Source organism: Armatimonadota bacterium (genome assembly GCA_018268395.1).
Taxonomy (GTDB): domain Bacteria; phylum Armatimonadota; class Fimbriimonadia; order Fimbriimonadales; family Fimbriimonadaceae; genus JAEURO01.
In genome coordinates, this window is sequence record JAFDWQ010000006.1 from 109,093 (window position 1) to 135,051 (window position 25,959).

At 63.0% G+C, this 25,959-nt stretch carries 29 protein-coding genes; 13 read left to right on the forward strand and 16 right to left on the reverse strand.

Going from position 1 to position 25,959, the window contains the following annotated elements:
* Nucleotides 1–28 precede the first annotated feature (28 nt).
* On the reverse strand, nucleotides 29–550 hold the full coding sequence (locus tag JST30_12120; protein MBS1715070.1) for a GNAT family N-acetyltransferase: 522 nt from the start codon (nucleotides 548–550) through the stop codon (nucleotides 29–31).
* Nucleotides 551–594: 44 nt separating this feature from the next.
* Here JST30_12120 and JST30_12125 point away from each other — a divergent pair, with 44 nt between their 5' ends.
* Nucleotides 595–1,128, forward strand: coding sequence for a DUF1697 domain-containing protein (locus JST30_12125; protein ID MBS1715071.1), 534 nt, complete (start codon nucleotides 595–597; stop codon nucleotides 1,126–1,128).
* Between the two features lie 30 nt (nucleotides 1,129–1,158).
* Nucleotides 1,159–1,881: a DUF4424 family protein gene (locus JST30_12130; GenBank protein MBS1715072.1), complete on the forward strand. Its 723-nt coding sequence runs from the start codon at nucleotides 1,159–1,161 to the stop codon at nucleotides 1,879–1,881.
* Nucleotides 1,882–1,890: 9 nt separating this feature from the next.
* Here the strand turns inward: JST30_12130 and JST30_12135 are convergent, their stop codons facing one another.
* Nucleotides 1,891–2,136, reverse strand: a complete 246-nt coding sequence (locus tag JST30_12135) for a hypothetical protein (protein MBS1715073.1) — start codon at nucleotides 2,134–2,136, stop codon at nucleotides 1,891–1,893.
* Nucleotides 2,137–2,301: 165 nt separating this feature from the next.
* On the opposite strand from JST30_12135, the gene JST30_12140 reads away from it, so the two are divergent.
* A complete protein-coding gene (locus tag JST30_12140) occupies nucleotides 2,302–2,649 on the forward strand; it encodes a hypothetical protein (protein MBS1715074.1) in 348 nt (115 codons plus the stop codon).
* 60 nt (nucleotides 2,650–2,709) lie between these two features.
* On the opposite strand, the gene JST30_12145 is transcribed toward JST30_12140, so the two are convergent.
* Nucleotides 2,710–4,296 (reverse strand): choice-of-anchor B family protein, encoded by a 1,587-nt coding sequence (locus JST30_12145; GenBank protein MBS1715075.1) that lies wholly within the window; start codon nucleotides 4,294–4,296, stop codon nucleotides 2,710–2,712.
* 122 nt (nucleotides 4,297–4,418) lie between these two features.
* Nucleotides 4,419–5,006, reverse strand: a complete 588-nt coding sequence (locus JST30_12150; GenBank protein MBS1715076.1) for a hypothetical protein — start codon at nucleotides 5,004–5,006, stop codon at nucleotides 4,419–4,421.
* Nucleotides 5,007–5,021: 15 nt separating this feature from the next.
* Between JST30_12150 and JST30_12155 the strand changes: the two genes are divergently transcribed.
* Nucleotides 5,022–5,198, forward strand: coding sequence for a hypothetical protein (locus tag JST30_12155; protein ID MBS1715077.1), 177 nt, complete (start codon nucleotides 5,022–5,024; stop codon nucleotides 5,196–5,198).
* Between the two features lie 569 nt (nucleotides 5,199–5,767).
* Here the strand turns inward: JST30_12155 and JST30_12160 are convergent.
* The gene (locus JST30_12160) at nucleotides 5,768–6,460 is read right to left on the reverse strand and encodes a hypothetical protein (GenBank protein MBS1715078.1); all 693 of its coding nucleotides are present in this window, start codon (nucleotides 6,458–6,460) and stop codon (nucleotides 5,768–5,770) included.
* 59 nt (nucleotides 6,461–6,519) lie between these two features.
* On the opposite strand from JST30_12160, the gene JST30_12165 reads away from it, so the two are divergent.
* Entirely contained in the window at nucleotides 6,520–7,146 is a 627-nt protein-coding gene (locus JST30_12165) for a sigma-70 family RNA polymerase sigma factor (protein ID MBS1715079.1), read from the forward strand.
* A complete protein-coding gene (locus tag JST30_12170) occupies nucleotides 7,133–7,966 on the forward strand; it encodes a hypothetical protein (GenBank protein MBS1715080.1) in 834 nt (277 codons plus the stop codon). Before JST30_12165 ends, JST30_12170 begins: the two co-directional genes overlap by 14 nt.
* A gap of 61 nt (nucleotides 7,967–8,027) precedes the next feature.
* Here the strand turns inward: JST30_12170 and JST30_12175 are convergent, their stop codons facing one another.
* Nucleotides 8,028–8,180, reverse strand: a complete 153-nt coding sequence (locus JST30_12175) for a hypothetical protein (protein MBS1715081.1) — start codon at nucleotides 8,178–8,180, stop codon at nucleotides 8,028–8,030.
* 123 nt (nucleotides 8,181–8,303) lie between these two features.
* Here JST30_12175 and JST30_12180 point away from each other — a divergent pair, with 123 nt between their 5' ends.
* Nucleotides 8,304–8,825: a hypothetical protein gene (locus JST30_12180; GenBank protein ID MBS1715082.1), complete on the forward strand. Its 522-nt coding sequence runs from the start codon at nucleotides 8,304–8,306 to the stop codon at nucleotides 8,823–8,825.
* 83 nt (nucleotides 8,826–8,908) lie between these two features.
* On the opposite strand, the gene JST30_12185 is transcribed toward JST30_12180, so the two are convergent.
* Nucleotides 8,909–9,130: a hypothetical protein gene (locus JST30_12185; protein MBS1715083.1), complete on the reverse strand. Its 222-nt coding sequence runs from the start codon at nucleotides 9,128–9,130 to the stop codon at nucleotides 8,909–8,911.
* 217 nt (nucleotides 9,131–9,347) lie between these two features.
* Here JST30_12185 and JST30_12190 point away from each other — a divergent pair, with 217 nt between their 5' ends.
* Together JST30_12190 and JST30_12195 are read left to right on the forward strand one after the other, a co-directional pair.
* On the forward strand, nucleotides 9,348–9,692 hold the full coding sequence (locus JST30_12190; GenBank protein ID MBS1715084.1) for a hypothetical protein: 345 nt from the start codon (nucleotides 9,348–9,350) through the stop codon (nucleotides 9,690–9,692).
* A 457-nt stretch (nucleotides 9,693–10,149) separates the two neighbouring features.
* Nucleotides 10,150–10,590 (forward strand): hypothetical protein, encoded by a 441-nt coding sequence (locus tag JST30_12195; protein ID MBS1715085.1) that lies wholly within the window; start codon nucleotides 10,150–10,152, stop codon nucleotides 10,588–10,590.
* A gap of 27 nt (nucleotides 10,591–10,617) precedes the next feature.
* Here JST30_12195 and JST30_12200 read toward each other — a convergent pair whose 3' ends face one another.
* Nucleotides 10,618–10,872, reverse strand: a complete 255-nt coding sequence (locus JST30_12200; GenBank protein MBS1715086.1) for a hypothetical protein — start codon at nucleotides 10,870–10,872, stop codon at nucleotides 10,618–10,620.
* 239 nt (nucleotides 10,873–11,111) lie between these two features.
* On the reverse strand, nucleotides 11,112–11,858 hold the full coding sequence (locus tag JST30_12205; GenBank protein ID MBS1715087.1) for a hypothetical protein: 747 nt from the start codon (nucleotides 11,856–11,858) through the stop codon (nucleotides 11,112–11,114).
* A gap of 318 nt (nucleotides 11,859–12,176) precedes the next feature.
* Between JST30_12205 and JST30_12210 the strand changes: the two genes are divergently transcribed.
* Entirely contained in the window at nucleotides 12,177–12,857 is a 681-nt protein-coding gene (locus tag JST30_12210) for a hypothetical protein (GenBank protein ID MBS1715088.1), read from the forward strand.
* A 45-nt stretch (nucleotides 12,858–12,902) separates the two neighbouring features.
* The gene (locus JST30_12215) at nucleotides 12,903–13,307 is read left to right on the forward strand and encodes a hypothetical protein (GenBank protein ID MBS1715089.1); all 405 of its coding nucleotides are present in this window, start codon (nucleotides 12,903–12,905) and stop codon (nucleotides 13,305–13,307) included.
* A gap of 261 nt (nucleotides 13,308–13,568) precedes the next feature.
* Here the strand turns inward: JST30_12215 and JST30_12220 are convergent, their stop codons facing one another.
* The 5 genes from JST30_12220 to JST30_12240 all read right to left on the reverse strand — a co-directional run bounded on the left by JST30_12220 (nucleotide 13,569) and on the right by JST30_12240 (nucleotide 20,591).
* Complete coding sequence (locus JST30_12220; protein MBS1715090.1) at nucleotides 13,569–14,483, reverse strand: hypothetical protein; 915 nt, start codon at nucleotides 14,481–14,483, stop codon at nucleotides 13,569–13,571.
* Nucleotides 14,484–14,487: 4 nt separating this feature from the next.
* A complete protein-coding gene (locus JST30_12225) occupies nucleotides 14,488–18,240 on the reverse strand; it encodes an adenosylcobalamin-dependent ribonucleoside-diphosphate reductase (GenBank protein MBS1715091.1) in 3,753 nt (1,250 codons plus the stop codon).
* Between the two features lie 40 nt (nucleotides 18,241–18,280).
* The gene (gene nrdR / locus JST30_12230; GenBank protein ID MBS1715092.1) at nucleotides 18,281–18,766 is read right to left on the reverse strand and encodes a transcriptional repressor NrdR; all 486 of its coding nucleotides are present in this window, start codon (nucleotides 18,764–18,766) and stop codon (nucleotides 18,281–18,283) included.
* A 166-nt stretch (nucleotides 18,767–18,932) separates the two neighbouring features.
* Complete coding sequence (locus tag JST30_12235) at nucleotides 18,933–19,811, reverse strand: DNA-processing protein DprA (GenBank protein ID MBS1715093.1); 879 nt, start codon at nucleotides 19,809–19,811, stop codon at nucleotides 18,933–18,935.
* Nucleotides 19,812–19,877: 66 nt separating this feature from the next.
* Nucleotides 19,878–20,591, reverse strand: a complete 714-nt coding sequence (locus JST30_12240) for an MTAP family purine nucleoside phosphorylase (protein ID MBS1715094.1) — start codon at nucleotides 20,589–20,591, stop codon at nucleotides 19,878–19,880.
* Nucleotides 20,592–20,625: 34 nt separating this feature from the next.
* On the opposite strand from JST30_12240, the gene JST30_12245 reads away from it, so the two are divergent.
* Nucleotides 20,626–22,008 (forward strand): MBL fold metallo-hydrolase, encoded by a 1,383-nt coding sequence (locus tag JST30_12245; protein ID MBS1715095.1) that lies wholly within the window; start codon nucleotides 20,626–20,628, stop codon nucleotides 22,006–22,008.
* Nucleotides 22,005–23,141 carry a Gfo/Idh/MocA family oxidoreductase gene (locus JST30_12250; GenBank protein ID MBS1715096.1) on the forward strand — a complete coding sequence of 379 codons (1,137 nt, stop codon included), beginning with the start codon at nucleotides 22,005–22,007 and terminating at the stop codon, nucleotides 23,139–23,141. The genes JST30_12245 and JST30_12250 overlap by 4 nt, the downstream gene beginning before the upstream one ends.
* Before the next feature lie 345 nt (nucleotides 23,142–23,486).
* Here JST30_12250 and JST30_12255 read toward each other — a convergent pair whose 3' ends face one another.
* Both JST30_12255 and JST30_12260 read right to left on the reverse strand, forming a co-directional pair.
* On the reverse strand, nucleotides 23,487–24,866 hold the full coding sequence (locus JST30_12255; protein ID MBS1715097.1) for a hypothetical protein: 1,380 nt from the start codon (nucleotides 24,864–24,866) through the stop codon (nucleotides 23,487–23,489).
* Between the two features lie 50 nt (nucleotides 24,867–24,916).
* The gene (locus JST30_12260; GenBank protein MBS1715098.1) at nucleotides 24,917–25,603 is read right to left on the reverse strand and encodes a hypothetical protein; all 687 of its coding nucleotides are present in this window, start codon (nucleotides 25,601–25,603) and stop codon (nucleotides 24,917–24,919) included.
* Nucleotides 25,604–25,959 lie beyond the last annotated feature (356 nt).

The following is a 25,959-nucleotide window of genomic DNA, read 5'->3' on the forward strand; positions in this document are numbered from 1 at the left end:
CTCGGACGTCAAAGCCCAAGACGTGGGCTCAATCCTCCGACCGAAGGTCGAACACGTAGACCATGAACTCCATGTCGATCGAACGCCCGTCCTGCCGGTGGGCGTTCGGTTCGACTCCATAGGACTCGAACCCGAGCGAACGATAAAGGGACTTGGCCCGTTCGGCAACGGAGCTGACCCCGAGCGTGACCTGCGTGAACCCGACTCGGGTTCGGGCTTCCTTCAGCACGGTCGTCATGAGCGCCCGTGCAAGACCTTTCCCCCGGGCTTCAGCATCGACATAAAGGCCCCAGATCTGCGCTCCGTGCCTCCGCTTCGACCCCTTTTGCCTCCGGAAACCGACCATGCCGGCGAGCGCCCCCGCGTCGTCGAACGCACCGACGACGAAACCGGCTTCCGAAGGCGAGTACCGGTCTGAGACTTCCGCTGCGCTCATCGAAGACTCCTCGTCCAACGTCGCTCCGAATGCGAACGGATCTGAGGACAGGGCATGGAGCCGGAGCCGATGGGCGGTGTCGCACTCGTGAGCTTCTACGATGCGGACGTGCACCGGCCAATGTTACATTCCTCGCGGAGCCCGAGTACGATGGCCCGGTGCCCGAATACGCCGTGTTCCTTCGGTCGCTGAACGTCGGCACGACGAACCGTATCAAGTCTGCCGACCTCTGCGACGTGTTCCGATCGGTCGGAACGCGGGACGTTCGAACGTTCCTTCAATCGGGCAACGTCCGGTTCCAGCACGACGACACGGACGTGGAGACGGTCGCACAACTGGTCGAACGCGGACTGGAGGAAGCCGGGCTGAAACGCGTCGCGGCCATCGTCAGGACGTTGGAGGACCTTGACGGTCTTGCGGCCGGGAAACCGTTCGGGTCCGGCGATGGTGCCGGTCTGTCCCGGTTCGTCGTCTTGTTGCGCAGGCCCTATACAGGTGACTTCTCAGGGTTGAAAAGCCCCGATTGCACGTTTGTCGGCTCGACGCCGACCGAGGTCTTCTTGACCGCGCCGAAAGGTCTGCCTCGTCCCGCAAACCCTAACGCGACGATCGAGAAGGTCACGGGTTCGCCGTGTACGGGCCGGTTCTGGAACGTCGTCGTCGATTTCGCTGCGTTCTGCCGCAAGGGGTGAACCGGCGTTCGACGCCGGTAACATCGGGACATGGCCCCAGTGTTGTGGATCCTTGCGGCCTGGAACGACGGTGCGGTCGTCGGAGTCGGCGGAACGGTCACGGCGCTCGACGAAGGGACCCGAGTCCGGATGGCCAGTGAACTGGTCACGATCGACTATGCGAAACGGAAGGTCTCGACCGACTTCGTGTTCCGGAACGACGGCGAGGCGACCACGGTCCTGATGGGTTTTCCGGAAGAGGGCGGTGGAGACATCCAGATTCCGACGGCCCCACGCAAGACGTACTTCGAGTCGTTTTCGTCCTGGGTCGACGGAAAGCCGGTCGAGACGGCCCTCAAGGTCGCCGAGTCCAACGCCGACGAGCAGTTTTACAAGCAGTGGTGGACCAAATCGGTGGTTTTCGAGGCCGGCCAGACCCGTCGCGTGCGCAACGAATACGTGACCCAATACGGTTCCAATACGATGTCGATCGATTGGCTGACGTACGTCCTTGGTACTGGGAGGACATGGGCCGGGACGATCGGCTCGGCCAAAGTCGTCGCGGACATCTCAGGCGTTCCTAAGGGCTCGTTCGTCGTGTCGAACCCCAAGTACCACCGGCGGTCGGGGAACAAGATCGTGTGGGAGTTCCGAGACTTCGAGCCCGAAGAACTCACGTTCGAGGTTTCCATCGGCCGCGTCCGGACAGTTCGGGCCTGGGAGCCGAAGGCCGGAACCGAGACGGCCGGCGTCGGCTATGTGTTCCGACGCTGACGACCGGGTCTAGTGCGCCTTGAACTGGTCCATGCCGACGTTGGCGTGGCACGTGTGGCACAGCACCTCGCAGTTCTTGACTCCGTCGAGGTCTCCGAGACCGCTGTTCTTCTTGCGGTGGTAGTTCGCGGTCCTTGCCGAGACCCGGGTCTGGCAACGGGTCAAGTAATGGGTCGCGCAGACCTCGCGCTTGCATTCGCAACGGCCGCCGGCCCGCGCATAGGCTTCGGCTTTCGTCTCCTCGGAAAAGGCCATGACACAACAGGACGGTAGCAGGGCCCTGTATGGTTCAGTACACTTTGCCCGGACCATCGCTAGACCAGTGTGCGGTCCCGTCGGGAATCGAGGACGGCCGATCCAGAAGGGGTGTGACGCCAGTTTGTGGGAACCGGACGCGTATCGGCCGCGTAAAGTCTGGGGATGTTGAAATTGTCGGTCTTGCCGTTCTTGTTCGTCGCCTTGAATCCTCAGCCTCCCGTTCAAACGCCCCAGACCTCGGGTGCAAAGCCGATCGAGTTCAAAAGGACCGTCGTCCCCCTCGTCAAGAAGTACTGCGTCGGGTGCCATGCCGGTCCCAAGGCGGCCGACGGGATCGACCTCACCAAGTTCAAGACCCAAGCGGACGTCGACAAGAACCTTCGGCTTTGGAGAAAAGTGGGCCGAGAAGTCGGCGAAGGTCACATGCCGCCTTCGTCCGCCGCGCAGCCGAATGCGAAAGACCGCAAAACGATCGTCGACTACTGCAACGGGCTCAAGAAGCCGCAATAGACCTCTGGTGAACAAACAGGCCCGGACTTCGACAGAAGTCCGGGCCCGACGAAGTCCGGATTACGGATTGACGATCCAGCCGGCCTTGTCGATGCTTACTTGCAGAAGGTTCGTCGTGACCGGTCCGGTCTGGCGCAGGCTCAAGCGGGCCTTCATCAACTTCGTGGTCTGTTGGACGAACCTGTCAGGATTGGAGCCGAGGACCGTGTAGAGGGCATCGGTCGTCAAGGGGTTCGAGACCGCCGCTTGGGTCCAAGAGTTCGTCGTCCAGTCCCAGAGTTCGAGGGTCTGCTGAAGGCCCAACGTGTTGACCTTGCCCGTCATCTCGAACCTGAGCTTGCTGACGTCCGACCAGAGGCACGTCCCTTCGAACTCGATCTTTACGGGGTCTCCGCCGAGCGTGGCCGGACCACGACCGACGACGAGATACTGCTGATCGACCGTCAACAACTGGCTGACACCGCCGCTGACGATCGCGCCGGCCGCAATCGTGACGTTGTCCGTTTTGAACGGCGTTTTGGTGGCTTCGGACACGTCGACGATATAAAGCCCGCTGTTGATGTCGCTAATGAGCACCGTCCCGCTCGGGAAGAAGGCGTAGTTGCTCCAGGCCCCGACGAAGTCCGTGCGGTCGTCCGCCGGGAAAGTGTCGTACCACCCGACTTGCGGAGGGTTGAACCGGTCGACGTTCGTGTCGAAGATCCGCAGCCCGGACGAGTAGTCGGCTTGGAAAACGAACCCGTTCCGGTTGTAGAGGTTGTGGTCGATCGACGTCGTGCCGGTCGTATAGGTCGCGACGAGGTCGGCCGTCGCCAATACGCTGACGTCGAATACCAGGGTCCGGGTCGTGCTCACGCCGCCGTAGTACTCGTCCAGCTCGTCGTCCACGTAGAAGTACTTCTTGTCCGGGCTAAGCCAACCTTGGTGCGTATAGCCGACGAACGGATAGGAGATCCTGCGGATCAGACTGACGCTGTTTTTGTTCGTGACGTCCCAAATCTCCATACCGCGGTCTTCACCGGAGCCGAACATGATCTGCTTGCCCGCGTAAGGCCCCTCGGTGTACGTGACGACTTGCGCGTCGTGCTGATAGGTCGTCGTGATCGAGTTCGAACCGACGCGCACCGGGTTCAACGGGTTGGCCAAGTTGAAGCACATCGTCGTGCCGGTGCCGTCCCTCGAACCGCACGTGTAAAGGAAGCCGCTGACCGTGTCCAGACAGAGGTTGTGCGTCCGGCCCGGGCTGGTCAAGGTCTTGACCAAAGTCACGTTGTGGTTGTCGATGTCCGACATGTCGATGACCTGGACACCGGTCCCTTGGGCTTCGGTCACGGCATAGGCCGTCGACTGATAGACTTTGACGTCCCCCCACGTGCTCGAGGTGTGCGGGACGTTCGCGAAGTAGACCGGGTTCGCCGGGTCGGTCACTTCGACGAAGGCCAGTTTGTTGTTGGCACTGAAGAGAGCGTATTCGCGGCCCGAAGGGCTGACGTATCCCCAGCAATCGTTGCCGGCAGACGCGTTGAACGAGCCGAGGCTAAGGTTCTTGTACAACGTGACGTTCTTCGTCAGTTGAGCGTCGGCCCAGAGGGCCGCTGCAGAACAAAGGCCTGCGAGAAGGAGCCGGTGGATCCAGGTACTGGTCATGATCGTAGGTTCCGGTGAGGAAGACGCCGGGCGGACAGCCCGAAGTTCAAGGTGGGTTAAAGTACCACAGGCAGGGCGCGGGTGGATACCGGTTTTCGATCAGAAACCGCTCATCTGCGAGGTCAACGGACCAGGCGGATGCGGACCGACGTGCTCGTAAAAATGCCCTTGGGCACCTGTTCGTAGTACGGTCGAAGCTCTCGGACGGCCTTTTCTTCGTCGGCAGGGGTCAACGGGCCTCCGATCCATGCGGTCAAGGGCTTGGTCGTGTCATAGACGACCCGGAACTCGTAGTCTCCCGGGGAGTCCGAGAATTTCGAAACCCAAGGCTCGCTCCAGGCCATGCCTCCCAGAAGGTCGACGGACTTGCCAGGTTTCAACTCCAGAAAGTCTTCGACCCTCGCCGGATTCGTATTGCCGCAACCTGCTTCCCACTGGGGAACCTTCCAAAACAGTGTGCCGACCGGACGGAACTGGACCTGACAGAGCGGCGCTTTGCGGCCCTCCTGCATGCTGTCGCCTTGGATCACGATCCGGACAGACGTCTTTCCGACGTTCTTAATGGGAGCCCTGAAGAGGACTTTCTCGCCGATGTGACAGACTGCCTGAACGGGTTGCAGTCCGATTTCAAGGACAGGCGCCTCGAGAACGGCTGCGGCAAGTGCGGCGAGCATCATGTCCTTGACGATCCGGACCGAACATCGGTTCACGGCCGCACTCGGGCTATGGCGCCTCAGCGAGGCGTCGCGATGCTGGCCTATGTCCGTAGCGGGCAGGGCGGATGGTTCCCTGCGGTCGCGATCGCCGAACTGGCCCAAGTGCAACGGGCACTTGGGAGTCGCAAAACTTTGCCCGAGATGGCTGACGAACTTCGCGCCAACGCTGGGACCAGGAACGCCTAGCCTGCCGACCGCAAGTCCGAGGAGTCCGCAGACCGGCACACCGTCACCACCTATTTTCACGAACTCCTCGCGGCGCTCTACCCGCTCGAACTTCAGGAGGCCCTGACCAAGCCTCGGTCCGCTTTGGACGTTAGCGACGCACGCGCCCTCCTGAAGTTCCTCGAATGCAACCCGTACTTCTTCCGCTCCGGCTATAAGAAGCAGCGGGCAGTCCACCGTCTCCCACTGGCCAAGCCAGGCACCGACGAACGGGAACGGGCTCTCAGTGTCCTGCGCTCATGCCTGTTGAACCCTTCGAAGCCGGTCGTTCCTGACTGGCCAAGGCTCGCGCGTGTGACCGACCGCGAAGACTTGACCATATTGTTACGGGAAGCGGAAGAGAGTTCCGAATCCCGTGTCCTGCAAAACGCGGCTCGACTGCGGCAGTACCTGACCGGACTGGAAACGCAGTCTCGACGGAGATCCGGGTGAGCCGCATGACGGTGATTTCGGACCGGCGCCGACGAAACTGGAGCCGGCCGGTCCACGAAGCCGTTCACGTCAGGGCCAAGCCCGGCTCATTACCCAAGTCAATCCGAGAGGAGACGGAGCAGCAGCCTCCAGGCGGTCATGTCGGGGGGGTCGTCGGGGTAACAACTGCGGCGAAGTTCCATGTCGAAGAACCGCCGGGCATAAACCAGGAAGTCGTTACCGTCCTTGAACCGTCGGTTTTCGACATGTTCGCCATAGCTTGAACTGGAGAACCGGCCCCGGACGCACTTCATCACGGTCCCGCCCTCTTTGTGCGCAGTGTGGAATTCGGCTCCGTCTTGCATCCTCTCCAAGATCCTCCGTTGAACGTCCTCTGGAGACCTGAGATCGGACTCGAACGCATCGTAACGTTCCAGCACCTTTCGGTAGATCCCGTCCGGTTCGTCGGACATCGGAGGGAGCTCCGCGGGCTCGAGCCCTCTGGTCCAGTAGCCGAACCAGCTTGCCGCGGAGTTCGCGAAGTAGTCGTCGTTCTCCGGCCTGAACTTGGACCAATCGGACGTGACCGTCACCGTGAACCAACGTTGCAGCGGCCGCACTTCGTCCAGTTTCAGTGACAGCGTGAACGGACACCCGTTCACCTTACAGGCCGTCTCCATGACGAGTCGCCAGCCGTCCCTCCGAGGAGTCAACAAGGACATCAGGTGGCGTTCGAACACGACTTGCAGCTCTTCTGGGGAGCGGACGTCGCGGAACGTGAGCACGTGCGAGGCGAAGGTGACCCTGCTCAAGGCCCACGATTTTAACCCTTGAAGCCTTTCTGCGACGTCATGTGGACCGTTACTCCAAAATGTCTGAACCATACGCTTCCCGAGCGGTTCTGGAACAGCACGGTTGCACAGTCGCAAGCGTAACGGCGATGATCTACGAACGGATCCTGGTGGAAAGGGCCAAAGGCGGGGACAGGCGGGCGGCGGAACACGTCGTCCGGCGCCACTACCCGGCGGTCTATCGGTTCCTACGTCACTTGACTTGGGGACACGAGGACGCCCAAGACCTGGCCCAGACCACGTTCCTTCGAGCATCGCAAGGGATCGAGGGGTTCCGGTTCCAGTGTTCGTTCGGCCACTGGCTCCACAAGATCGCGTACCGCGAATATCAACGATGGCTCAGGGACAGACGGGAGACGGCACCGCTCGACGAAGCCGGTTCCGTTCCCTCGCCCGATTCTTGCGGTACGGCCCTGATCGCGCTTTTCGGCGCGCTCGACCGTCTCGACGACGACCTTCGGACGACCTTCTTGCTTCACGAGGTCGAAGGGGCGTCGGTCAAAGAGACGGCCGACATCACGGGCGTTCCGGATGGAACGGTCAAATCCCGTCTGTCGCGGGCCAGGGCCCTTCTCCAACGGCACCTATCCTCGGGCGAACCTGCGACTGTGCGACCGAAATGGGAAGAAAGACATGAATCGTCCTGATACGAGCCTTGAGCGGTTAGTCCGCGAGCTGCGCAACGACCTCTCGGACAACGGGGTCGAGAAGGCGGTCGGCGCCTTTGCCCCGACACCTGCCTCGCCGAAGCCTCGGCATGGTCCGAAGGTGTGGCGGGCGGTGGCGCTGACCGCGTGCCTCTCGGTCGTCGGTATCGGTCTGTTGGTCCCGAAGAAGTCGTCCGCCTCGGCGTCCTTTGCGCGCCTCGTAGCGACGCAAAAGAACCGCGAGGTCATGTTCCAGATCCTGCCGTACGACGTGGACAAGGATGCGGGCCCGTCTCCCAAAATTTGGAGCGGGTACGTCATGGGCCAGAGATGGCGGTACATCCAGTCGAACTTCGAACAGGCCTTCGACGGGACGGGCATGACCACTTACAACGCCATCGGCGAACGGCCGTTTGCGACGGTCCAGCGAGGTCAAAGTCCGGGTATGGGCAACATTCTCGGAAGTGCGGACCTCGGTAAGTGGAAGAACGATCCGGAGTCATTGAGCCTGGAGCACAACGTGACGTGGCGGGGACGAAAGGTCGACAAGTACGTTTCGCGTTTCACCTGGCAAGACGCCAAGGGCGAGCCGATCGTCGGTCGCTCGACCCTTTACGCCGACCCTGTGCGCGACCTGCCGCTCTATGCCGAGCACATCTATCCGTCCGGTAACGGCTATGCGTTCGAATGGAGATACGTTGATCCTCCGGACGAGGAACTTCTCAAAATCAAGGTTCCGCCAGGGGTCGAAGTGAAGGAAGTCGAACCTGCCGTCAGTCGGCCTGGGCCCCCCGAGAAAGCTCAACGGGCCAAAGGCTGACCAAGACCAGACGATCCTCCGATCCCTCCGGGACGGGGGGTCGTCCTGTGGCCGCAAAGGGCTATCTGTGATGCTTGAAGTACTGGATCTCGCGTTCGTGCTTTTTCGCAGCTTCGAGAGAATCGAACGTTCCCAGGTTCCTGCGCTTCCCGCTCTTCTCGTCGGTCTTGCGCGAGTAGATCCTGTACTGACCAGACTTGAGTTTGCGGATCATGAATCAGGTGACGCCCGGTCGAGAGTTATGCGACGGGACGTTGATGCGTGAGGGCGATCGATCGGACGAGTGCCCGCTTTCCCAAGGGGGACGCAGGCCGTGCGACCGATGTAACCTCCCCTCGTGACCGTTTCCGAACAGATCCAACTCGCCGGCACCATCGTGGCCGCGGTCGCCGCCGTCTTGGCCTACGCCCAGATCAAGTCAGCGGTCAAGTCCTTGGGACTCAACGCCGTCGTCTCGCGGCACGACATGTTCTTCACCCTGACGCAAGCCGTGACTCCGGACATGGTCCGCACGGTCGAGCTGCACCTTGCCGACAACTTCGATCTCGAGCGTTATCGACAGGATTACGCAGGCCGCCCGTTACGCATCGAAAGTTATGCCCTGATGAAGCGGAAATACCTCTACATCTACTTTCTGTACACGCTGGAGGAAGACGGTTATTCCGAAGAGAGCGGCGTCATCGCCAACCGCTGGTTGACAGAACTCGCGAAATACTACGAGTTCGCCGACTTCCACGCTTCCCAAGGCAAGTACTACGGCGGTTTCAAAGACTATGTGGACCGCATGACGCACGGTCTTCGTCCAGAACGATGGATGGTGCAGGAAGGGCACGAAAACGACCCTGATTGGCGCTCTTGAAGGGGACCGAGGGGGGTCGAAATCATCGCGACATTGAGCGGTCACGCGCGGGCCCCAAGGCCGTCGTCGACAGAGCGGAAAGGTCAGTGGTCCTGACGTTGTGCCGATCGCAGAGAACCCACGGCCTTCGGCAGGAACGTCGCACCCACGAGGCCGGAAGCGATCACGACGACACCGAAGAACGGGGGACGAGGAACATGGGTCACTGAGAGGGCCGCTAACCAGACAAGCGCGACACAACACTTGATGAAGACGGCGCGGAGCATCCATGCCAAGAACGTCCTTTCCGTCGCGATGAACCGCATGAGTCGGAGTAGCTTACAGTACACCGATGGTTCCACAATACTCAGGTAAGGTCCGAGCATGCCGGGCGTTCCTGACGTTCGAACTCGGTTTTCCAAGGCCGGCCACGCCGGTTCCGAGCAAGGTCACCGTCACGGTCGCCGGACTGGGCCATGTCCTCGTTTACGCTCAGCGGAACTGGTTCGGAGATCCGCCGAAGGCGGCGCCTTCGGAAATTCGATGTACTTCTGCGCCTCGCTCGGAGAGGTCGGCATCTGGCGCGTCAACCCGACGGGCCAACTGGAGCGGTTCTGCACGCGGCTGCAGCACAACGTGATCCAAGGCGGTGCAGGGATGGTCTTCGGCAAAGGGGGCGCTTTCGGAAGTGACATCTACATGTCCGACCTCGTCGCCGGGAACATCTTACGGATCACGCCCGACGGCACGCCTACTGTCTTCCTCAGCGGCCTTGACCATCCCACAGGCATGGCGTTCGGGCCGTCCACGCTCTATATCTCAGAGGCTGGGCGTAACCGCATTCTCATGTTCGCTCCACTGTCCGGATCAAAACCGGACGGGCGCTGACGCGTTCTGGCGTATCACTGCTGAAGTCCGCCGATTCGGCCGTTAGTAAGCGATCCTGTGCTTCTTCATCCCCACTCTCCTCTTCATGTGTCCGCCGTTCGACATCCGCTCCAAGCCGCAGGGCCACATTTGGACTGCAAGGCGAATAGCTCGACCACTGCACAAAAGAAGAAAGCCTGAAGAGCGGGCACAACGCCAACATCTCACTCTCGAACCCTCTCTATACGAGTCCCTCCGTCAGCTTGGCGCGTTGTTCATAGGTCAGACGCCGGCTCCGCCACACTTCCGATCCATGTTACTGTCCGGCGCGAGCTCGCCCTTGCTCCATACTCTCGGGTGCCTTCCTGCCGCATCAGCCAAGAGCAGACCCACGCGGATCCTCGCCACAGAACGACCTTCGGTTCTGCGAACCGTTGAGACCGGATGCCTTGACAATCTTGAAGGTCAGAATGTCGCAGTGGACGAACGCGAACCGCCGGCAGCGATCGAATTGGTCAAATCCGCGCTCAAGGAATACCCTGAGGTTCAAGGTGAGGAAGTCCAGGGGACGTTCTCAGTCACAGCCGGGCCGGGCGGTTTCAATGTCTCGATTCAAGAGTCCAATGGCGAACAGATCGTCTCCGCAGGTTTTTGGCACGACCACTTTGACGACGCCATAGCCGCCTCCGACTGCTTTCTTTGGCTCCTGACCCCTCTGACGCGGGTCGTGGAAAAGCGGAAACGGGGACGCACAGTGGGAGCCCGGCTCGAACGGCTCGAGAACGACGAATGGGTTCCTATGGGAAGCACGTCGAACCTTTTCCAGTCGCCGTTCGCCAAAGCCGAAGATGTCGTCCTTCAGAACCGCCACATCGAACGCGACCCTCCTGATCAAGTGAGGGGCCCGGGTCAGCCTTGACGTACGATCCCGCCAGCGTGCGCCGACCTAGGTGCCGGCGTCCCGGCCCGAGCCAGAGCGGGCCGCTTTCCTCAGTCTCCTCCCTTGTTCATAGCGATCGATGTAAGGCATGAGCGAAGCCATCGTGACCCCGAACAAGACCGCGGATGTCAGGAGGACGGGGAGGGGTTTCAGAGTTCCCCTCGGGAGTTCCACGACCAGATGGCTTGCGAGTCTGGCGAACGCATAACAGACCGCCCGCACGATCCACGTCTGTCGCCCGTCGCTCTCTTCGCCGCTCAACCACGTACCTCGAAGTCACATCTTACAGTGAAAGGTCATCGGAAAAGCATCGGAGCTCGACAGCACTTCTCATCGCGTTTCCTAAGGCCCTGCGCTTCTCTACCCCCAACCCCCTCCTCATGTGTCCGGCACGAACCATCCGGTCCACACGAAGAGGGGGCTCCGGAGCACGGTAGGCACTAGTTCATCTTCTGAACACGCCTCGACCCAATGGCACACGTTGCGCGGAGCGCGTTGCTTCAGGGCACCCGCTCGTAGACCACGCTCAGGTCCTCGCCGTAGACCGCCTTATACTTCGACAGATCGAGCGATAGCTTCGTCAAGTCCTTGCTCGGACGAAGGATGAAAGACTCGTAGTCGACCATGGTGCCCTTGGGTTCTGGACCGATCAACACGACGAACGGACCGGCGACCAGCCACGGAAGATTTTGGAAGCCGGGTTCCTTGGACGACCATGTCTTCTCGCCGATCTCGATCTCGGCAGGGACGTTGGGAACAGCTCTCGAAACGCGCCGATAGCGGCCGACATAGCGGACGTGCAGCATCGGGTCGTCGCGCAAGAGGCGGACACGGTTATCGGGCACTCCGTACTCGATGGGCGGCTCGCTGACGAGCACGTCGCCCCTTTCCGTGACTTTCAGCGTCCAAGGTGGCCCTTGCTTGCGCTTGATCGTGACAGTGTCACCCTCTAAAGTCCAGGTTTCGGTCCGACCCTTATACCGACCACCATAGGCGACCTTGCCGTCGGGCGAGAGCGTCACCGGGATGATGCCGTAGTCCATGAAGTTCATCACGGAGGGCTCGGTGTCGTCGCCGAAAAAGTGAGCCGTCCAGTATTCGCCGCCGACTCTGGCCACGGTCTTCGAGGCCTGCACCGTTTCAGCCTTTTGCGCGACGGAAGGACTACCGTTGCCGTCCGGACCACAGCCTGCGGCGACGATCCATAAGGTCCAGGTGACGACCGATACGGGACGGGCAGCCTTCACGAGACCGCAATTCCTTCTGCCGCTTCCCTTCCGCGCCATCTTTTCCATGATAGTGGATCGGGCAATCCGGATGGCTCCACCCCCAACCCCCTCCTCATGTGTCCGGCACGGACCATCCGGTCCACACGAGGAGGGGGCTCCGGATCCCCTTTCTGTCCAAGCCATGCATGGTGCTCCGAACGCGATCAGGGGCGGAAACTCGAAGGGCACTGCGTTCGGCTATCCTCTCGCCGTGATCCCTAAGCAGATCAAGGAACTCGACGATCGCGCTCTGCTGGAACGGAACACTTGTTGAATCCTCTGAAGGTGCGGCCGAACATGAAGACCGTCGTCAAAACGTTGGAGACAGCCACTTGGAAGCGGTCAGACGGCGACGTAAGCGTCCTGCGGCTGGATCTGGGCAAGAGATCGTGGATCGGCACAGGCGGCCACGATTGGCGCATGCTCGTGGCCGGGTCTCTGGGGCTGCAGCGAGCGGCCCAGGCGCTCTGCTTGCTCTTGGAACCGCGCAGCGTCGTTTGGATCCGAGGCGGTCCAGTTCCTCCACCGTCGCTCTTGTCGGCTCGATGGAACATTGAGACGTTCACAAGTGGAACGTGGCTGGTCCACGGCTTGGAGACCCATGTCGATCTGAAGTCGTGGCGCGCCGTACGGCACAAGTTGGAGTTCTCGCCCCGCCGGTGGCACGTCCCTTCGGTTCCGGCGCTCGAGTCAAATCCCGATTGGGAGGGCTATCGAAGGATGTACGAGGGCCAGACATCATGGCGCGACGACGGCTCGACCGTGCACCTTCCGCTTGACCGTTCGGGGCTGCTCCTGCTCGCTAGGAACTGCCGGGACGCAGCCGGCGACCGTCGAGAACTGATCGACTATGAGCTCTTGTTCCCTCATGGCGACACGTGCATCCGTGTGCTCTATTCCAGCTTTCGGAAGACGTTCCGATACTTCTGGGAGTCGGATGCCGACCGTGTCGCAAGGGAGTCCGGCGTTACACCCTAACTCGCCGCTCGTAGCTTTGCCAAAAGGAGCGGTCTATAATCCGCCGTGCGCGTCATCGGCCTTCACAAGTGGCCTGTCTCCGAAGAAGGGATCGACGCCGATGCTGAGGGCCTCGAACCCTTCGACGACTGGCGGGCCCAGATCGCAGATAACTGGAAGATGGCCTGGCTCGTCGTCTTGACCCACGACGGCCCTGCTTCCGACATCGACTTTTCTTCGTTCGGCTATCCGCCGGACGGCGATGCGACTTCTCCGCGCGACTCGTGGCAAGCGGCGTGGGACGAACACCTGATCGAAGATTCCGCAGAGACATCGACGGTCGCCTTCTTCCTGCACGACGAACGACCGTCGGGAACGCTCTACTACGACGACGCCGAACTCCCCTTACCAGAGCCGTCGGACCTTCCGGTCGGCATGACGGACGAGGTCGCGTACAGCAGTCCGACGTAGCGGCCTCATCGCTCAGTCCCTTTGTGCGGGCGTCCGGAAGGCCATCGGCAGGTGGCCCGCTTGTCGCGAAGCACTTCTTCGGCCCGTCACGGCACGTCGCCGCCACAGGCGGTTCCAGCACGGACCGCGCTCCGCACGCCTGTCTCGACAGGTAACGCGGCTCCTAGTGCGGGAGTGCGTTCGTCGGGACAAGCGTTCCGCCGCCGTATAGTCTTCCTTCCTCGTCTAAGGTCGGAACTGCGCTGGATAGGTATCGTCCGTTCAGCAAAGGACAATGACCTTCTGGGAGAGGTTCTCGAACCTTATAGCCTCGCCCTCATCTGAGTAAAAGCAGGAGAGGAACCAGCCGATCTCTGTGTGTAGCCAGACTGCCTCAGGTGATATTCCAGCTGTGGCGACAGGTTGCAAAACACAGGGCGGAATTCTCCCGTGCCTCATTATGCCTTGATACATTGCCGTGTGATAGCTTGTGGTCACGATCAGATTCGTCGGATTAATAGAGAGGTTTGTGCCTGCGCTGGTTTCGTGAACCAGTCGCATCGCCCGTAGATAATCCGCGGGATTGTTTCGCCTATCAGCGTACCAGCCCAAAGGTAGTCCGATGAACACGACCAAGTGACGGTTTCGCTCCTGCCGCCTCTCCCACTGCTGGTATGCGTCCGAGTACTTTCTGTAGATCAATCGGGCCAGTCGATCGGGATCTGCTGGGATCGAGTCAATACGCTTTATTTCATGGTCGACAGATTTCGACTCTCCCTGGTAGAAGCCTACAGTGGTCCAAGCGTCAGGTTTTGGGCCGCTGTGACTATCCGGCCATGTAGCTCCCGGTACTTTCCTTGCAATGAACGATCTAACCGTCGCTTCATAGGCGATGTCTTGAAGTCTAGACGTGGTTTCGAGCTCTGCTGCGTGACCAGCAAGATCATGGAGAAACGTTTCCCAAATTAGATTGCCTATGTGCTTGGGGCACGCCTCGGCTTCTTCGGCAACTCCTAGAACTGCGCACACGGCGTCAAAACCGACATGGTCGTTTTCCGAGATTATTGTTCCAGGGCTTCGGTGAGCCGCCGCCAGACCACGAAAGCCAGGCATCTCGCCGAACTGTGGTCTGTCTTTTAGTAGTCTCTCTACTCGCTGGGCAACCGCTGTTGTCGGATCTATCGCAATCGTCATCATCGAGCTAACTACACCCGCTCGTCTCGCCGCACGTGTTGCACTTCAGGCAGACCCCGTTCCGCACGAGCGTATAGGAGCCGCAATTGGTGCAGGGATCGGCTTCGTAGCCCTTGAGACGGGCGACGCGGACGGCCTCGGTGCGGGTTTCGGGTTTCGGGTTTCGGGTCTCGGTGCCGGAACGGACTGTGGCCACGCCGACAGGTGCCGGGGTTTCGACATAGGCGTAGTTGCCGTGACCGTTCCGTTCGTTGCCTGCGTGCGACGCGCGCTCCCCGACACCCGGGCCCCGGACCCCGTACCCCGAACTCGAGTGGTCTTCCCGCGTGACGCCGGGGGCGATGTCGTCGATCGGGCCTTGGTCTTCCTCCTCTTCGAAGTCGAGGCCGGGCTGATTGGGGCCGCCGATCGCGTCGTGGCGGAGGTCTTCGGGCTTGACCTGGACGAGGTCGTAGCGGCCGAGATAGGTCATGGCGAGCTCGCGGAAGATGTAGTCGATGACCGAGGTCGACATCTTGATGTTGTCGTGGCCCATGACGACGCCGTTCGGCTCGAAGCGGCTGAAGGTGAACGCCTCGACGAACTCCTCGAGGGGGACGCCGTGCTGCAGGCCGAGCGAGATGGCGATGGCGAAGCAGTTCATCAGCGAGCGGAACGCGGCGCCTTCGCGGTGCATGTCGACGAAGATCTCGCCGAGGGTGCCGTCCTCGTACTCGCCCGTGCGCAGGTAGACCTTGTGGCCGCCGACGAGCGCCTTTTGGGTGTAGCCCTTGCGTCGCTGGGGCATGAGGCGTCGGCGGGCGATGTAGCGGTAAACGAGCTTTTGGGAGGCGGCGAGGATTTCTGCGTGTTCGGAAGTCCGGTAGTCCGGTCGTTCGGATCCGGAACCGGACCACTCCGAACCACCCGAACCGACCGGACGCTCTTCCTCGAAAGAGGCCTCCAAAATCGCCGCGGCGGCGTCGTCGGTCGAGGCGTTGAGGGGCTGGCTGAGCTTGCTGCCGTCGCGGTAGAGGGCGTTGGCCTTGAGGCCGAGCTTCCACGAGAGCATGTAGGCGTCGTTGACGTCCTCGACGGTGGCGTTGGCGGGAAGGTTGATCGTCTTGCTGATCGCGCCGCTGAGGAACGGCTGGGCGGCGGCCATCATGCGGATGTGGCCCTCGGCGCTGATGAAGCGCTGCCCGCGTTTGCCGCACTTGTTGGCGCAGTCGAAGACCGGATAGTGGGCGGGTTCGAGGTGGGGCGCGCCTTCGATCGTCATGGTGCCGCAGACGTAGTCGTTGGCGGCTTCGACCTCGGCCTTGGTAAAGCCGAGCGCGGCGAGCATGTCGAACGACCAGTCGTCGAGCTGGGCCGAGCTGAAACCGAGCTTCTGTTTGCAGAACTCCTCGCCAAAGGTGTACTTATTGAAGGCGAAGCGGAGTTCGAAGGCGTCCTTGAGGCCCGCTTCGAGCTTGGCGAGGGCGGCGTCGTCGAAGCCCTTCTCACGGAGCGTGTCGTGGTTGACGGCGGGCGAGCCTTTGAGGGTGCCGTGTCCGACGGTGTAGGCGACGATGTCCTCGATCTGTTCCTGGCTGTAGCCGAGCCGGCGGAGGGCGACGGGCACGGACTGGTTGACGATTTTGAAGTAACCGCCGCCCGCGAGCTTTTTGAACTTCACGATGGCAAAGTCGGGCTCGATGCCGGTCGTGTCGCAGTCCATGATCAGGCCGATCGTGCCGGTGGGGGCGAGGACGGTGACCTGGGCGTTGCGGAAGCCGTTCTGCTCTCCGAAGGCGAGGGCGTCGTCCCATGCCCTTCGGGCCGAGTCCAAGAGGTCCTGCGGGCAGTATCTGGCGTCGATCGGGACAGGTCTGACGCCCAGACCTTCATACTCCGATGCAGGCGCAGAATGGGCCGCTCGGCGGTGGTTGCGGACGACCCGGAGCATGTGCCCGCGGTTCTTGTCGTACTTCGGGAACGGGCCGAGCTTGCCCGCCATTTCCGCGCTGGTCGCATAGCTTTCGCCGCCGAGGATGCTGGTGAGGGCGCCTGCGATCGCGAAGCCTTCGGGCGAATCGTAAGGGATCGCCATCTGCATGAGCAGGGCGCCGAGGTTGGCGTATCCGAGGCCGAGGGTGCGGAAGTCGTAGCTGAGCTGGGCGATTTCTTTGCTCGGGAACTGGGCCATGAGCACGCTGATCTCGAGCACGACCGTCCAGAGCCGGATGGCGTGGCGATAGGCTTCGATGTCGAAGCGGCCGGTCTTCGGGTCGTAGAGCGTGCAGAGGTTGATGCTGGCGAGGTTGCACGCGGTGTCGTCGAGGAACATGTACTCGCTGCACGGGTTGGACGCGTTGATGCGGCCGTCCTCGGGGCAGGTGTGCCAGTCGTTGATGGTGGTGTCGTATTGGGTGCCGGGGTCGGCGCTGTGCCAGGCGCTCGTGCAGATCTCGTCCCAGAGTTCGCGGGCCCGGAGGGTCTTGACGGTGCGGCCGTCCGTGCGGGCCTTGAGCTCCCAGTCTTTGTCCTGTTCGACGGCTTCAAGGAACTCGTTGGAGATGCGGACGGAATTGTTCGAGTTCTGGCCCGAGACCGTGACATAGGCCTCGCTCTCATAGCCTGTGTCGAAGACGGGGAACTCGATGCCGGTGTACCCCTGCTGGGCGAGCTGGATCGCGCGCTGGATGTAGTTCGGGCTGATGCCGGCGGCTTTGGCTTCCGCGACCGCTCGGTTCAGTCCGGGTCCGAACGTCTTGGCTCCACCCCCGACCCCCTCTTCGTTTTCGGCGCGCGGACCCACCCCTGCCAACGCTGCACGGGACTTGGCTCCACCCCCGACCCCCTCCTCATTTTCGGGGCACGAACCCTCCCCTGCAAACGAGGAGGGGGCTTCGTGGTAGGCCTCCATGATCGCGTTGAGGTGCTTGTTATTGAGCTGCGAACCGGTGACGAGCGCGGCGACCTTCTGCTCTTCGTAGACCTTCCACGAGACGAACTGCTCGATATCGGGGTGGTCGACGTCGAGGCAGACCATCTTGGCGGCGCGGCGGGTGGTGCCGCCACTTTTGATCGCGCCCGCGCTGCGGTCGCCGACCTTGAGGAAGCTCATCAGGCCGCTCGATTTGCCGCCGCCCGAAAGCCGTTCGCTCTCGCCACGGATGGACGAGAAGTTCGTGCCGACTCCGCTGCCGTACTTGAAGATGCGGGCCTCGCGCGTCCAGAGGTCCATGATCCCGCCTTCGTTGACGAGGTCGTCCTTGACGCTCAAGATGAAGCAGGCGTGAGGCTGGGGCCGTTCGTAAGCGTTGGCGCTCCGCTCGAGGCGGCCGGTCTTGGGATCGACGTAGAAGTGGCCTTGCGGGACGCCTTCGATGCCGTAAGCGAAGTGGAGCCCGGTGTTGAACCACTGCGGACTGTTCGGCGCGGCGATCTGGCGCGCGAGCATGTGGCAGAGCTCGTCGTAGAACGCGTCGGCGTCGTCGATGGTGTCGAAGTAACCGTGGCGCTCGCCCCAGCTCCGCCAACACCCGGCAAGACGGTGGAAGACCTGGCGGCTGTCGGTCTCATGGTCGACGTCTCCGCCGAGGCCGGCCTTGCGAAAGTACTTCTGGGCCAGGATGTCGGTCGCGACCTGCGACCACTGGGCGGGCACCATGACGCCTTCCATCTTGAACACGGTGCTGCCGTCCGGGTTCCGGATCTCGCTCGTTCGCGGCTCGAACGCGATCCCCTCATAGCGGTCGTGGCCCGGCTTGGTGAAGTACCTTTCGATTTTCATGAATCTTCCTTTTACGTATCCTTGTGTCTACTAGTATAGCTCAGTTTTCCGCCACGAGGGCGAGGGGACTGAAGCCTGCGACGTCCATCCGATGGACGATCCTGGCGAACTCCGCGGGGTCGTCGAACTCGCGGTACACGCTGGCGAAACGGACGAAGGCGACGGGGTCGAGCCCGTGAAGTTCCCGCATGACGCGGTCCCCGACCTCGCTGCTCGGGACTTCGTCGTCCGAGAGGTCGAAAAGGTCGCGCTCGACGCGTTGGGCGGCTTCACGAAGGGCCTCGAGAGTGACGGGCCGCTTGTGGCAGGCCGTGACCATGCCCGTCAGCACCTTCTCCCGGTCGAACTCTTCCCTCTCCCCGCTCCGCTTCACGACGAAGAGCCTCGGCCTTTCCGGGGCTTCGAACGTCGTGAACCTCCGGCTGCAGCCTTCGCACTCGCGCCGACGCCGGACGGCTTCGCCTTCGCGGGCGGGCCGGGAGTCGAGCACGCGGTGTTCCGTGTGGCCGCAATAGGGGCATTTCATGTCGTCGTCTCTTCTACGTCCTGGCGGTGCGCCATGGGACGCGCTACGGGCCCCGTTGCCCGTTGCAACCCCAATATATTGGGGCGCAAGGGTGAAGACGGCACTACATGCGGGAAAGCGTCACTTTTTTTCGCACGGGTTTTACAGTCGGTTTTCCCGTCTAGGCTCAATCAGGATAGAAAGGTCGTGCCCCCAGTTTCTGAAGGATTTCGGAAGCCTCCGCCTGGTCGGAGACGCGCACCGCCCGACCGCACCTGAGGGCCGCTTTCGCCAGCGACTCCATGTTCCCGCCCGGTCGGACTTCGACGAAGTCAAGGCACATCGACAAACCGGCGATCAGTCGGTCACGGACTTTGTTCGAGTTCGGATGGAAGTCCTTCTCGGGATTGAGGCTGCTGACGGCGAGGTCGGTCTTCGGATCGAAGCGGTAGCGCCAAAGCCGGGCCGCGCGGAACGGCTCGTCCTGCAGTTCTTCGCCAAGCGCGCGGAAGAGGCCCCGGTCGAGGACGAGCAGCCGGGGCGCGCCGTAGCGCAACGGCACGACGGCCGACCGCTGATATTCGGGCGTGTCGTGCCCGCTGACGATCGCTTTGCCGTCCAGCACGTGCTCCTCCGCGAGCTTTTCGACAGCTTCGAGTCCGGCCCGCGTCGTTCCACGGGACGACAGGACGCACGCCGTTTTCGCTTCCAAGAGCTTGGTGTTGCCGTAGAGGAACAGCACGCCTGGCGGATCGGCGTCCATCTGCTCGATGCGGCGAGGATAATGGGCGTCGGCCGCGGTCACGAGAGAGACGCCGAGAGGGACCAGGCGCTCTTCGACCTGCAAAGCCTCCGCGACTTTGGCCTTCTTCCGTTCGTGCCACCCGTCGGCGACTTTGACCTTCATTCCGTACTCCTCGCGCAGCGCTTCAGGGCCGATACGAAGGAAGTCGTCGGGCGACCGTCCGAGCAGGTCGTTCCGAGTGAGAGCACGGGTCACGGTCTTGCCGCCGATACCGGGCGTCAAGGCAAGGGCGAGCGTCAGCGTTCGGCGCGAAAGGGCCATGGGGTTCCCGAACCGCATTGTGCACGGTCCGCACGCTCAGAATCGACGGTGCGACGGAGCCTCCGCCTACGGAACGAGACGCGCGGCCGCCAAGAGCACGTCCACGACCGTCTGTCCGACCGTCTGCATCACGTCGACGACCTCGCCGTGGTGCGGGACCGACTCTCCGAGCCCGCATCCGAGGTTCGTGACGACGGCCAGGCATCCGTAGTCCACGCCCGCCTCCCGCATCACGATCGCCTCGCTCGAAGCCGTCATCCCGACGACGTCGCCACCGAACGTCCGCAGCATCCTGATCTCGGCGGGCGTTTCGTAGCGCGGCCCGTCGAGCCCGACATAGACGCATTCCCCACGGGCCTTCACCGGAACGGCCAGGCAAGCTGTGTTCAAGGCGCCGGCGAGGGGGAACGGGACGGCGAACGGCGTGTGGACGACCGTGTCGTGGAACAGGGTGAGGCGCCGGCACGTCAGGTCGAGGAAGTCGGTGCAGACCGCGAGCGTCTCCGGCGCCCAATCGGCGTGCAACGATCCGACCGCAGCGCTGGCCAGACATCCTTGGACGCCGATTTCTCGAAGGGCTTGCGCCATGCCGACGTAGTCCACCCGATGAGGAGGCACTTTGTGCCCCGCCGAATGGCGTTGGACCAGCCCGACCTTCAGGCCGTCGACGTCGATCAACGTCCATTCCAAGCCGGCTGTCCGGCGGGCTTCCCCTCCCAGCGCCGCGAGCCGAGGGCCGATGCCCGTGCCTCCGATGATCGCGACGTCCGCCTCTGCCATGCGGTCAGGCTACCCCTGGGGCATACTGGACCGCATGCCGCAAAGCATCACCTTCTTGGGCGCGGCCCGGACGGTCACGGGCTCGAAACACCTCTTGGAACTGGACGGAAAGAAGGTCCTCGTCGACTGCGGCATGTTCCAGGGCCCTCGCGAGCTCCGCGAACGGAACTGGCTGCCGCTGCCCGTCGCGGCGCACGAACTGGACGCGATGGTGCTCACCCATGCGCACATGGACCACATCGGCATGTTGCCGCGGTTCGTCAAGGACGGCTTCCGTGGCCCGGCCTATGCGACGCCCAGCACGATCGGGCTGTGCCGGATCAGCCTTCCCGACAGCGGCCGGATCCAAGAAGAAGACGCGCGTTACCACGCCAGGCACGGCACCAGCCGTCATGTCGAGCCCAAACCGCTCTACGACGAAGCCGAAGCCTATGAAGCCCTGAAGGTTTTGAAGCCCGTCCACTTCTGGCAATGGCAGCAGCTTCCTGCGGGCGCCCAGTTCCGGTTCATGCCCGCCGGACACATCATCGGTTCCGGGTTCGCCGAGGTCTATTTCGAGAACGGCGAGCGTATCCTGATGTCCGGCGACCTCGGCCGGTTCGACCGCCCGATCCTCAAGGACCCGACGCCGGTCGAGCACGCCGAGTACCTCGTCCTGGAGAGCACCTATGGCGACCGGCTCCACGATACGACCGACCCCAAGCAGAAGATCCTCAGCGTCTTGCGGCGCGCGATCGAGCAAAGGTCGTGCGTGCTCGTCCCGTCGTTCGCGATCGGGCGCACCCAAGAGCTGCTCTGGTACATCCGGGAGCTCACTGACGAAGGCCTTCTCGACCGCATCCCGATCTATGTCGACAGCCCGATGGCGAACGCGGCTTCCCTGCTCTATGTCGAAGAATCGGAGGACTTGGACCAGGACATGCGCTGCGACCTGCGAGAAGGCCGTTCGCCGTTCTCGAGCGAGTTCGTGCGCTTCGTCCGCGACCGCAACCTGTCCAAGCAACTCAACCAAATGGACGGTCCGATGGTCATCATCGCCGGGAGCGGCATGGTCACGGGAGGCCGCATCCTCCACCACATGAAGCACCGCGTCGCCGACCCGTCTACGATCGTGATGTTCACGGGCTACCAGGCCGACGGCACGACGGGTCGCGACATCCAAGAAGGCACCCGCACGATCCGCTTGCTCGGTCAAGACATCCCGTTCAACGCGCAGATCGAGCGGCTCGATTCTCTGTCGGCCCACGCCGACTACGGAGAGATGCTGAAGTGGCTCCGCAACTTTAAGACGCCGCCCCGCAAGACGTTCCTCGTCCACGGCGAACCGCCCGCCCAAGAGTCGTTGCGGCAGAAGATCGTCGACGAGCTGGGATGGGACGTCGTCGTGCCAGGCCAGGGCGAGACCCACGAGCTGTGAGGCACCCCGACGTCCTCCCGACAGGCCGTCCCACCATAGGGTCAAAGCGCGACTGGGGCGAGCTTCCCCACGAGGAAAGGCTGGGCGTCGGGGTCGTCGGCTTGCACGAGGGCCACACGATGCTCGTCGCGCTGCGTGCGAGCGGGCTCTGCCGCGCCGTGGCCGGTTGCGACCTCGCCGAAGAGAAGCGCGAAGACGCGCTGGCCGCTTCCCCTGGCCTGCGAGTGACGGCCGACTATGACGAGATGCTGGCGATGACGGACGTGCGGATCGTCTGCATCTACACCCCGGACAGCCTCCACGCCGAGCAGATCGAGAAGGCGTTCCGCGCGGGCAAGGACGTCGTCTGCACCAAGCCGCTCATCAACGACGCGCGTCAAGCTTCCCGACTCCTCAAGGCGGCCAAGGAGACCGGGCGGCGGCTACAGGTCGGGCAATCGACGCGGTTCTACGAGCCGTTCCTGCGGCAGCGCGAGCTGTTCGAGGCGGGCGAGTTCGGCGAGGTGGAGTGCTACGACGCGCACTACGACCACCGCATGGACTGGTATTACGAAAAGAGCCCGTGGACGGCCACGGACACGGACTGGGCGTACCTCGGTCTCAGCCATCCGGTGGACTTGGTGCGGTGGTACCTCGGGGACATCGCGGAGGTGAACGCGATGGTCGCCCAGACCTCGATGGGCCGCAAGCACGCCCCGCAGCTCTTCGACGTCTACTCGGCGCACATGCGGACCCGCGACCGTCGCAAGATGGGCCGCGTCTTCGGCAACTACGGCATCACGGAACTTCCCCGCTCGCGCTCGCTCATCGAAGGCTGCCTGATGGGCTCGAAGGGCACGTCCATCGCCCGCTATCCCGATCTACGGCACTCCTGGATCGGCGCGGACGGGATCGAAAAGGAGGAGGACTATCACCATGAACTGGCGGGCTACTACTACCGCCACGAGCTCAAAGGCATGCATTACGGCGAGTTCGCGAACATCATCGACTCCTTCGCGAGAGCGCTGATCGACGGCACGCCCAACTCGCCCGACCTGCGCGAAGGCCTGCAGACCGTGCTCGTGATGGACGCCATCGTCCGATCGGCGAGCGAAGACCGCACCGTCGAAGTGCCGATGCTCGACTTCGGCTAGTGGCTCCATCCCCTAGCCCCTCTCAAAGCCCCCTCCTCGTGTGGACCGGCAGCCTGCCCTGAGCGGAGTCGAAGGGTGCCGGACACATGAGGAGGGGGTTGGGGGTGGAGCCGTCCGCTTGCGTTCCGTGTGGACCGGATGCCTGCCCTAAAGGCTCGAGCGGTGCGGATTTCAGACGGAAGGAGGATCCTATTGCTCCATCCCCTAGCCCCTTCCTCATGTTCGGCGCACGGACATCGCCTGCACACGAGGAAGGGGAATCCGGAGCCCCCTCCTCGTGTGGACCGGATGCCTTGTGCCGGACACATGAGGAGGGGGTTGGGGGTGGAGATCCGGGGCCGCCCACTAGCCGTCCGACTCTGCCCGAGGTGCCCGACGCGGCTCGTTCAAGAGGTTCACGGCACCCACGATTCCGGACGCGGCGAAGAGCGCCAGGAACGGCACGACCGGGAACGAGAAGCGAGGGTTGCCGAAGAACACCATCGAGAGCAACGCCGTGTTCCCGATGAAGAACAGGGCCGTCAGCGGTAACCGTTTGGTGAACAGACCCACGACGGCACCGAAGCCGGCTAAGGCGAGCAGCCAGGGGACGCTCCCGCGCGAAGCTTCGCGGAACCGGAGGTACTCCTGTTTGTCGGCGCCGAGGCCAGGCGGGCGCAACACGCCCTGCTCTTTTTGGAACGCCCAGTACGCCGCATCGGTCGCGTTCAGGAACGTGCCCTGCAACTTGGCAGGCCAGAGGCTGCGCACGAAAGCCGGGTTCTGCTTGGCATAGCCCAGAGCGGTCCGCGACGCCCTCTTGTCCCGCTCGACCTCGCCGAGGCCCGTAAAGTCGTAACCGAGCGAATCGGGGTTCTGATAGAGACCGTTCGACCTCGGGCTGTTGCCGATGAGAAGGTTGTCGCCGCCGTTGGTGCTGACGAACACGGGCGTCCCGAAGACCGACCAGTTCCTCAACGTCCACGGCACGAGGAACACGGACATTCCGAGCGCGCCAAAGGCCAGCACCGGAAGCACCCGTCCACGGATGGTGGACGGGGCATCGAGGAGCCAGCCTCCCACGACCACCAGCAGTGGCAGCACCGCAGCCTGGGGCCGGACCAGCGTCGCCGCACCGAAGAGAAGGCCCGCACCGAGCGCCCGCAAGGCATAGGCCGGTAAGCGCTTGCGCCCGCTCTGACCCTTTGGTGGAGACTTCGCTTCGATGTCACGGGCCGACCGTTTTCCGACAGGCAGCGTCAGGAGCGCGAGCGTGCCCGCCAGGGTCAGCGCGGTGTAGAGCGGCTCGGAGGCGAGGATCCCGCTATAGGCGACATAGGCCGGGTGGACGGCCAGCACCCATGCGGCGCCGACCCCGACCGCCCCGCTCCGGAACAACACCGCTCCGAGCCGCCAGGTCAAGACGAGACAGGCGAGAACGAGCACCGTGTTCAGCACCTTGCCCAGCGCCACGCTCGCCCCTGCGACCAGGAACGCGAGCCCGAGAAACCCCGGATAGCCGACGGGCCAGTAAGCGGTCAGGCGTCCGTCGACCGCATAACCGTGGCCCTGCGAAATCGAGACCGCGCGCAGGAAGTACCACTGGAAGTCGGTCACGGGTTGGGTGTCGACCCGCTGCAGCCACACGACGCGGACCGCGATCGCGAGCAACAGGACGGCCGCGAACCACGGCCACGACCGGTCCGTCCCTGTCCGCTTGTCCGACCCTTCCTTGGATCTGCGCACTGTCGGCTAGGATAGCCGGTTCGGAGCGATCGCGGCTTGCGGGAGTGTGACTAAGCCGCGCGGCGGCGTCCGACCCTTGCTTCGGGCACGATGCGGACGCCCGTGAGCCACGCTTCGGTCATGCGGCCCGTCGCCGCCTCGACGAACCGGTAGCCGCAGGCGTACACACCGGGCTCGACGGGCAGGGTGTGCGCGAGGTGGCCCGGCGAGAACGCGACGAAGCCCATGCTTTTGTAGTCCCCGTCGGGGCGGCGGCGTTCGTTGACCAACCGCTGGACCAGCAGTTCGGTGACGCTGCCCGGCCGGTTCGGCCCGCTCGCCTCGAAGACGAGCCCGCCCTCGGCCCGCGTGACCACGACCACGTCGTCGCCGACGTATCCGCCCACGGGCGGCGACGTCGGAACCTCGGCCATGGGGTCGACCTGCAGCACCTTTACCGCGAGCCCCACGAAGGCGTTCTTCCCTGTCGGCGAATAGGATCGGCCGGAGACGCGCCCCGAGCGGACGATGGTGGCGGCATAGTCGGCCCACGCCGCCGCCTGTTCCATCGAAAGCGTGTTCCAGACCGCGTTCGCCTGCTTCAGCCGGCCGCCCGCCGCGGCGAAGGCGGGGCTCGACGGGAAGGTGTAGCAGGCCTTCTTGCGCACGACGAGCCCGCTCCGCCCTCGGGCGATATAGTCGCGCCCGAGTTTGCCGCTGGCGTCTTCGAGGAGGGCGCTCAAACGGGCCTTGGCCATACCTGTTGTTATCGGCTCGTCCGACCGCCGTCTGTAGCTTCCATTGGTGCTCGACGTGTGCTCCGGATGTGCTCGACACGTGCTCGACACGGCCGTTCCGAGCACGTTCCGAGCACGTGTCGAGCACGTGTCGAGCACAGAGGGTGGCGTGCAAGGGAACCTGGAACGGAGCGTGAGACCCGCCTTTTTGGAGTCGGAACGGGTCGCCTACGGACGGCCGAGATGCTGCCTCCAGACTCCGACTGGTGGCCCGGTCTGGCAACGGTGTCCCCACTTCATCCCGCCGGACCGGAGGCCGTTGCAGACCGGGGCAAGGACGCCGCATCATGAATGTCCGTGAAACGGAAGCGGCATGA

Coding starts and splice junctions, on each gene's coding strand:
- JST30_12130 (MBS1715072.1), top strand. CDS start 1,159: ATGGCCCCAGTGTTGTGGATCCTTGCGGCCTGGAACGACGGTGCGGTC.
- JST30_12135 (MBS1715073.1), bottom strand. CDS start 2,136: ATGGCCTTTTCCGAGGAGACGAAAGCCGAAGCCTATGCGCGGGCCGGC.
- JST30_12140 (MBS1715074.1), top strand. CDS start 2,302: ATGTTGAAATTGTCGGTCTTGCCGTTCTTGTTCGTCGCCTTGAATCCT.
- JST30_12145 (MBS1715075.1), bottom strand. CDS start 4,296: ATGACCAGTACCTGGATCCACCGGCTCCTTCTCGCAGGCCTTTGTTCT.
- JST30_12155 (MBS1715077.1), top strand. CDS start 5,022: ATGGCGCCTCAGCGAGGCGTCGCGATGCTGGCCTATGTCCGTAGCGGG.
- JST30_12165 (MBS1715079.1), top strand. CDS start 6,520: ATGTCTGAACCATACGCTTCCCGAGCGGTTCTGGAACAGCACGGTTGC.
- JST30_12170 (MBS1715080.1), top strand. CDS start 7,133: ATGAATCGTCCTGATACGAGCCTTGAGCGGTTAGTCCGCGAGCTGCGC.
- JST30_12175 (MBS1715081.1), bottom strand. CDS start 8,180: ATGATCCGCAAACTCAAGTCTGGTCAGTACAGGATCTACTCGCGCAAG.
- JST30_12185 (MBS1715083.1), bottom strand. CDS start 9,130: ATGCGGTTCATCGCGACGGAAAGGACGTTCTTGGCATGGATGCTCCGC.
- JST30_12190 (MBS1715084.1), top strand. CDS start 9,348: ATGTACTTCTGCGCCTCGCTCGGAGAGGTCGGCATCTGGCGCGTCAAC.
- JST30_12210 (MBS1715088.1), top strand. CDS start 12,177: ATGAAGACCGTCGTCAAAACGTTGGAGACAGCCACTTGGAAGCGGTCA.
- JST30_12220 (MBS1715090.1), bottom strand. CDS start 14,483: ATGATGACGATTGCGATAGATCCGACAACAGCGGTTGCCCAGCGAGTA.
- JST30_12225 (MBS1715091.1), bottom strand. CDS start 18,240: ATGAAAATCGAAAGGTACTTCACCAAGCCGGGCCACGACCGCTATGAG.
- nrdR (MBS1715092.1), bottom strand. CDS start 18,766: ATGAAATGCCCCTATTGCGGCCACACGGAACACCGCGTGCTCGACTCC.
- JST30_12235 (MBS1715093.1), bottom strand. CDS start 19,811: ATGGCCCTTTCGCGCCGAACGCTGACGCTCGCCCTTGCCTTGACGCCC.
- JST30_12240 (MBS1715094.1), bottom strand. CDS start 20,591: ATGGCAGAGGCGGACGTCGCGATCATCGGAGGCACGGGCATCGGCCCT.
- JST30_12245 (MBS1715095.1), top strand. CDS start 20,626: ATGCCGCAAAGCATCACCTTCTTGGGCGCGGCCCGGACGGTCACGGGC.
- JST30_12260 (MBS1715098.1), bottom strand. CDS start 25,603: ATGGCCAAGGCCCGTTTGAGCGCCCTCCTCGAAGACGCCAGCGGCAAA.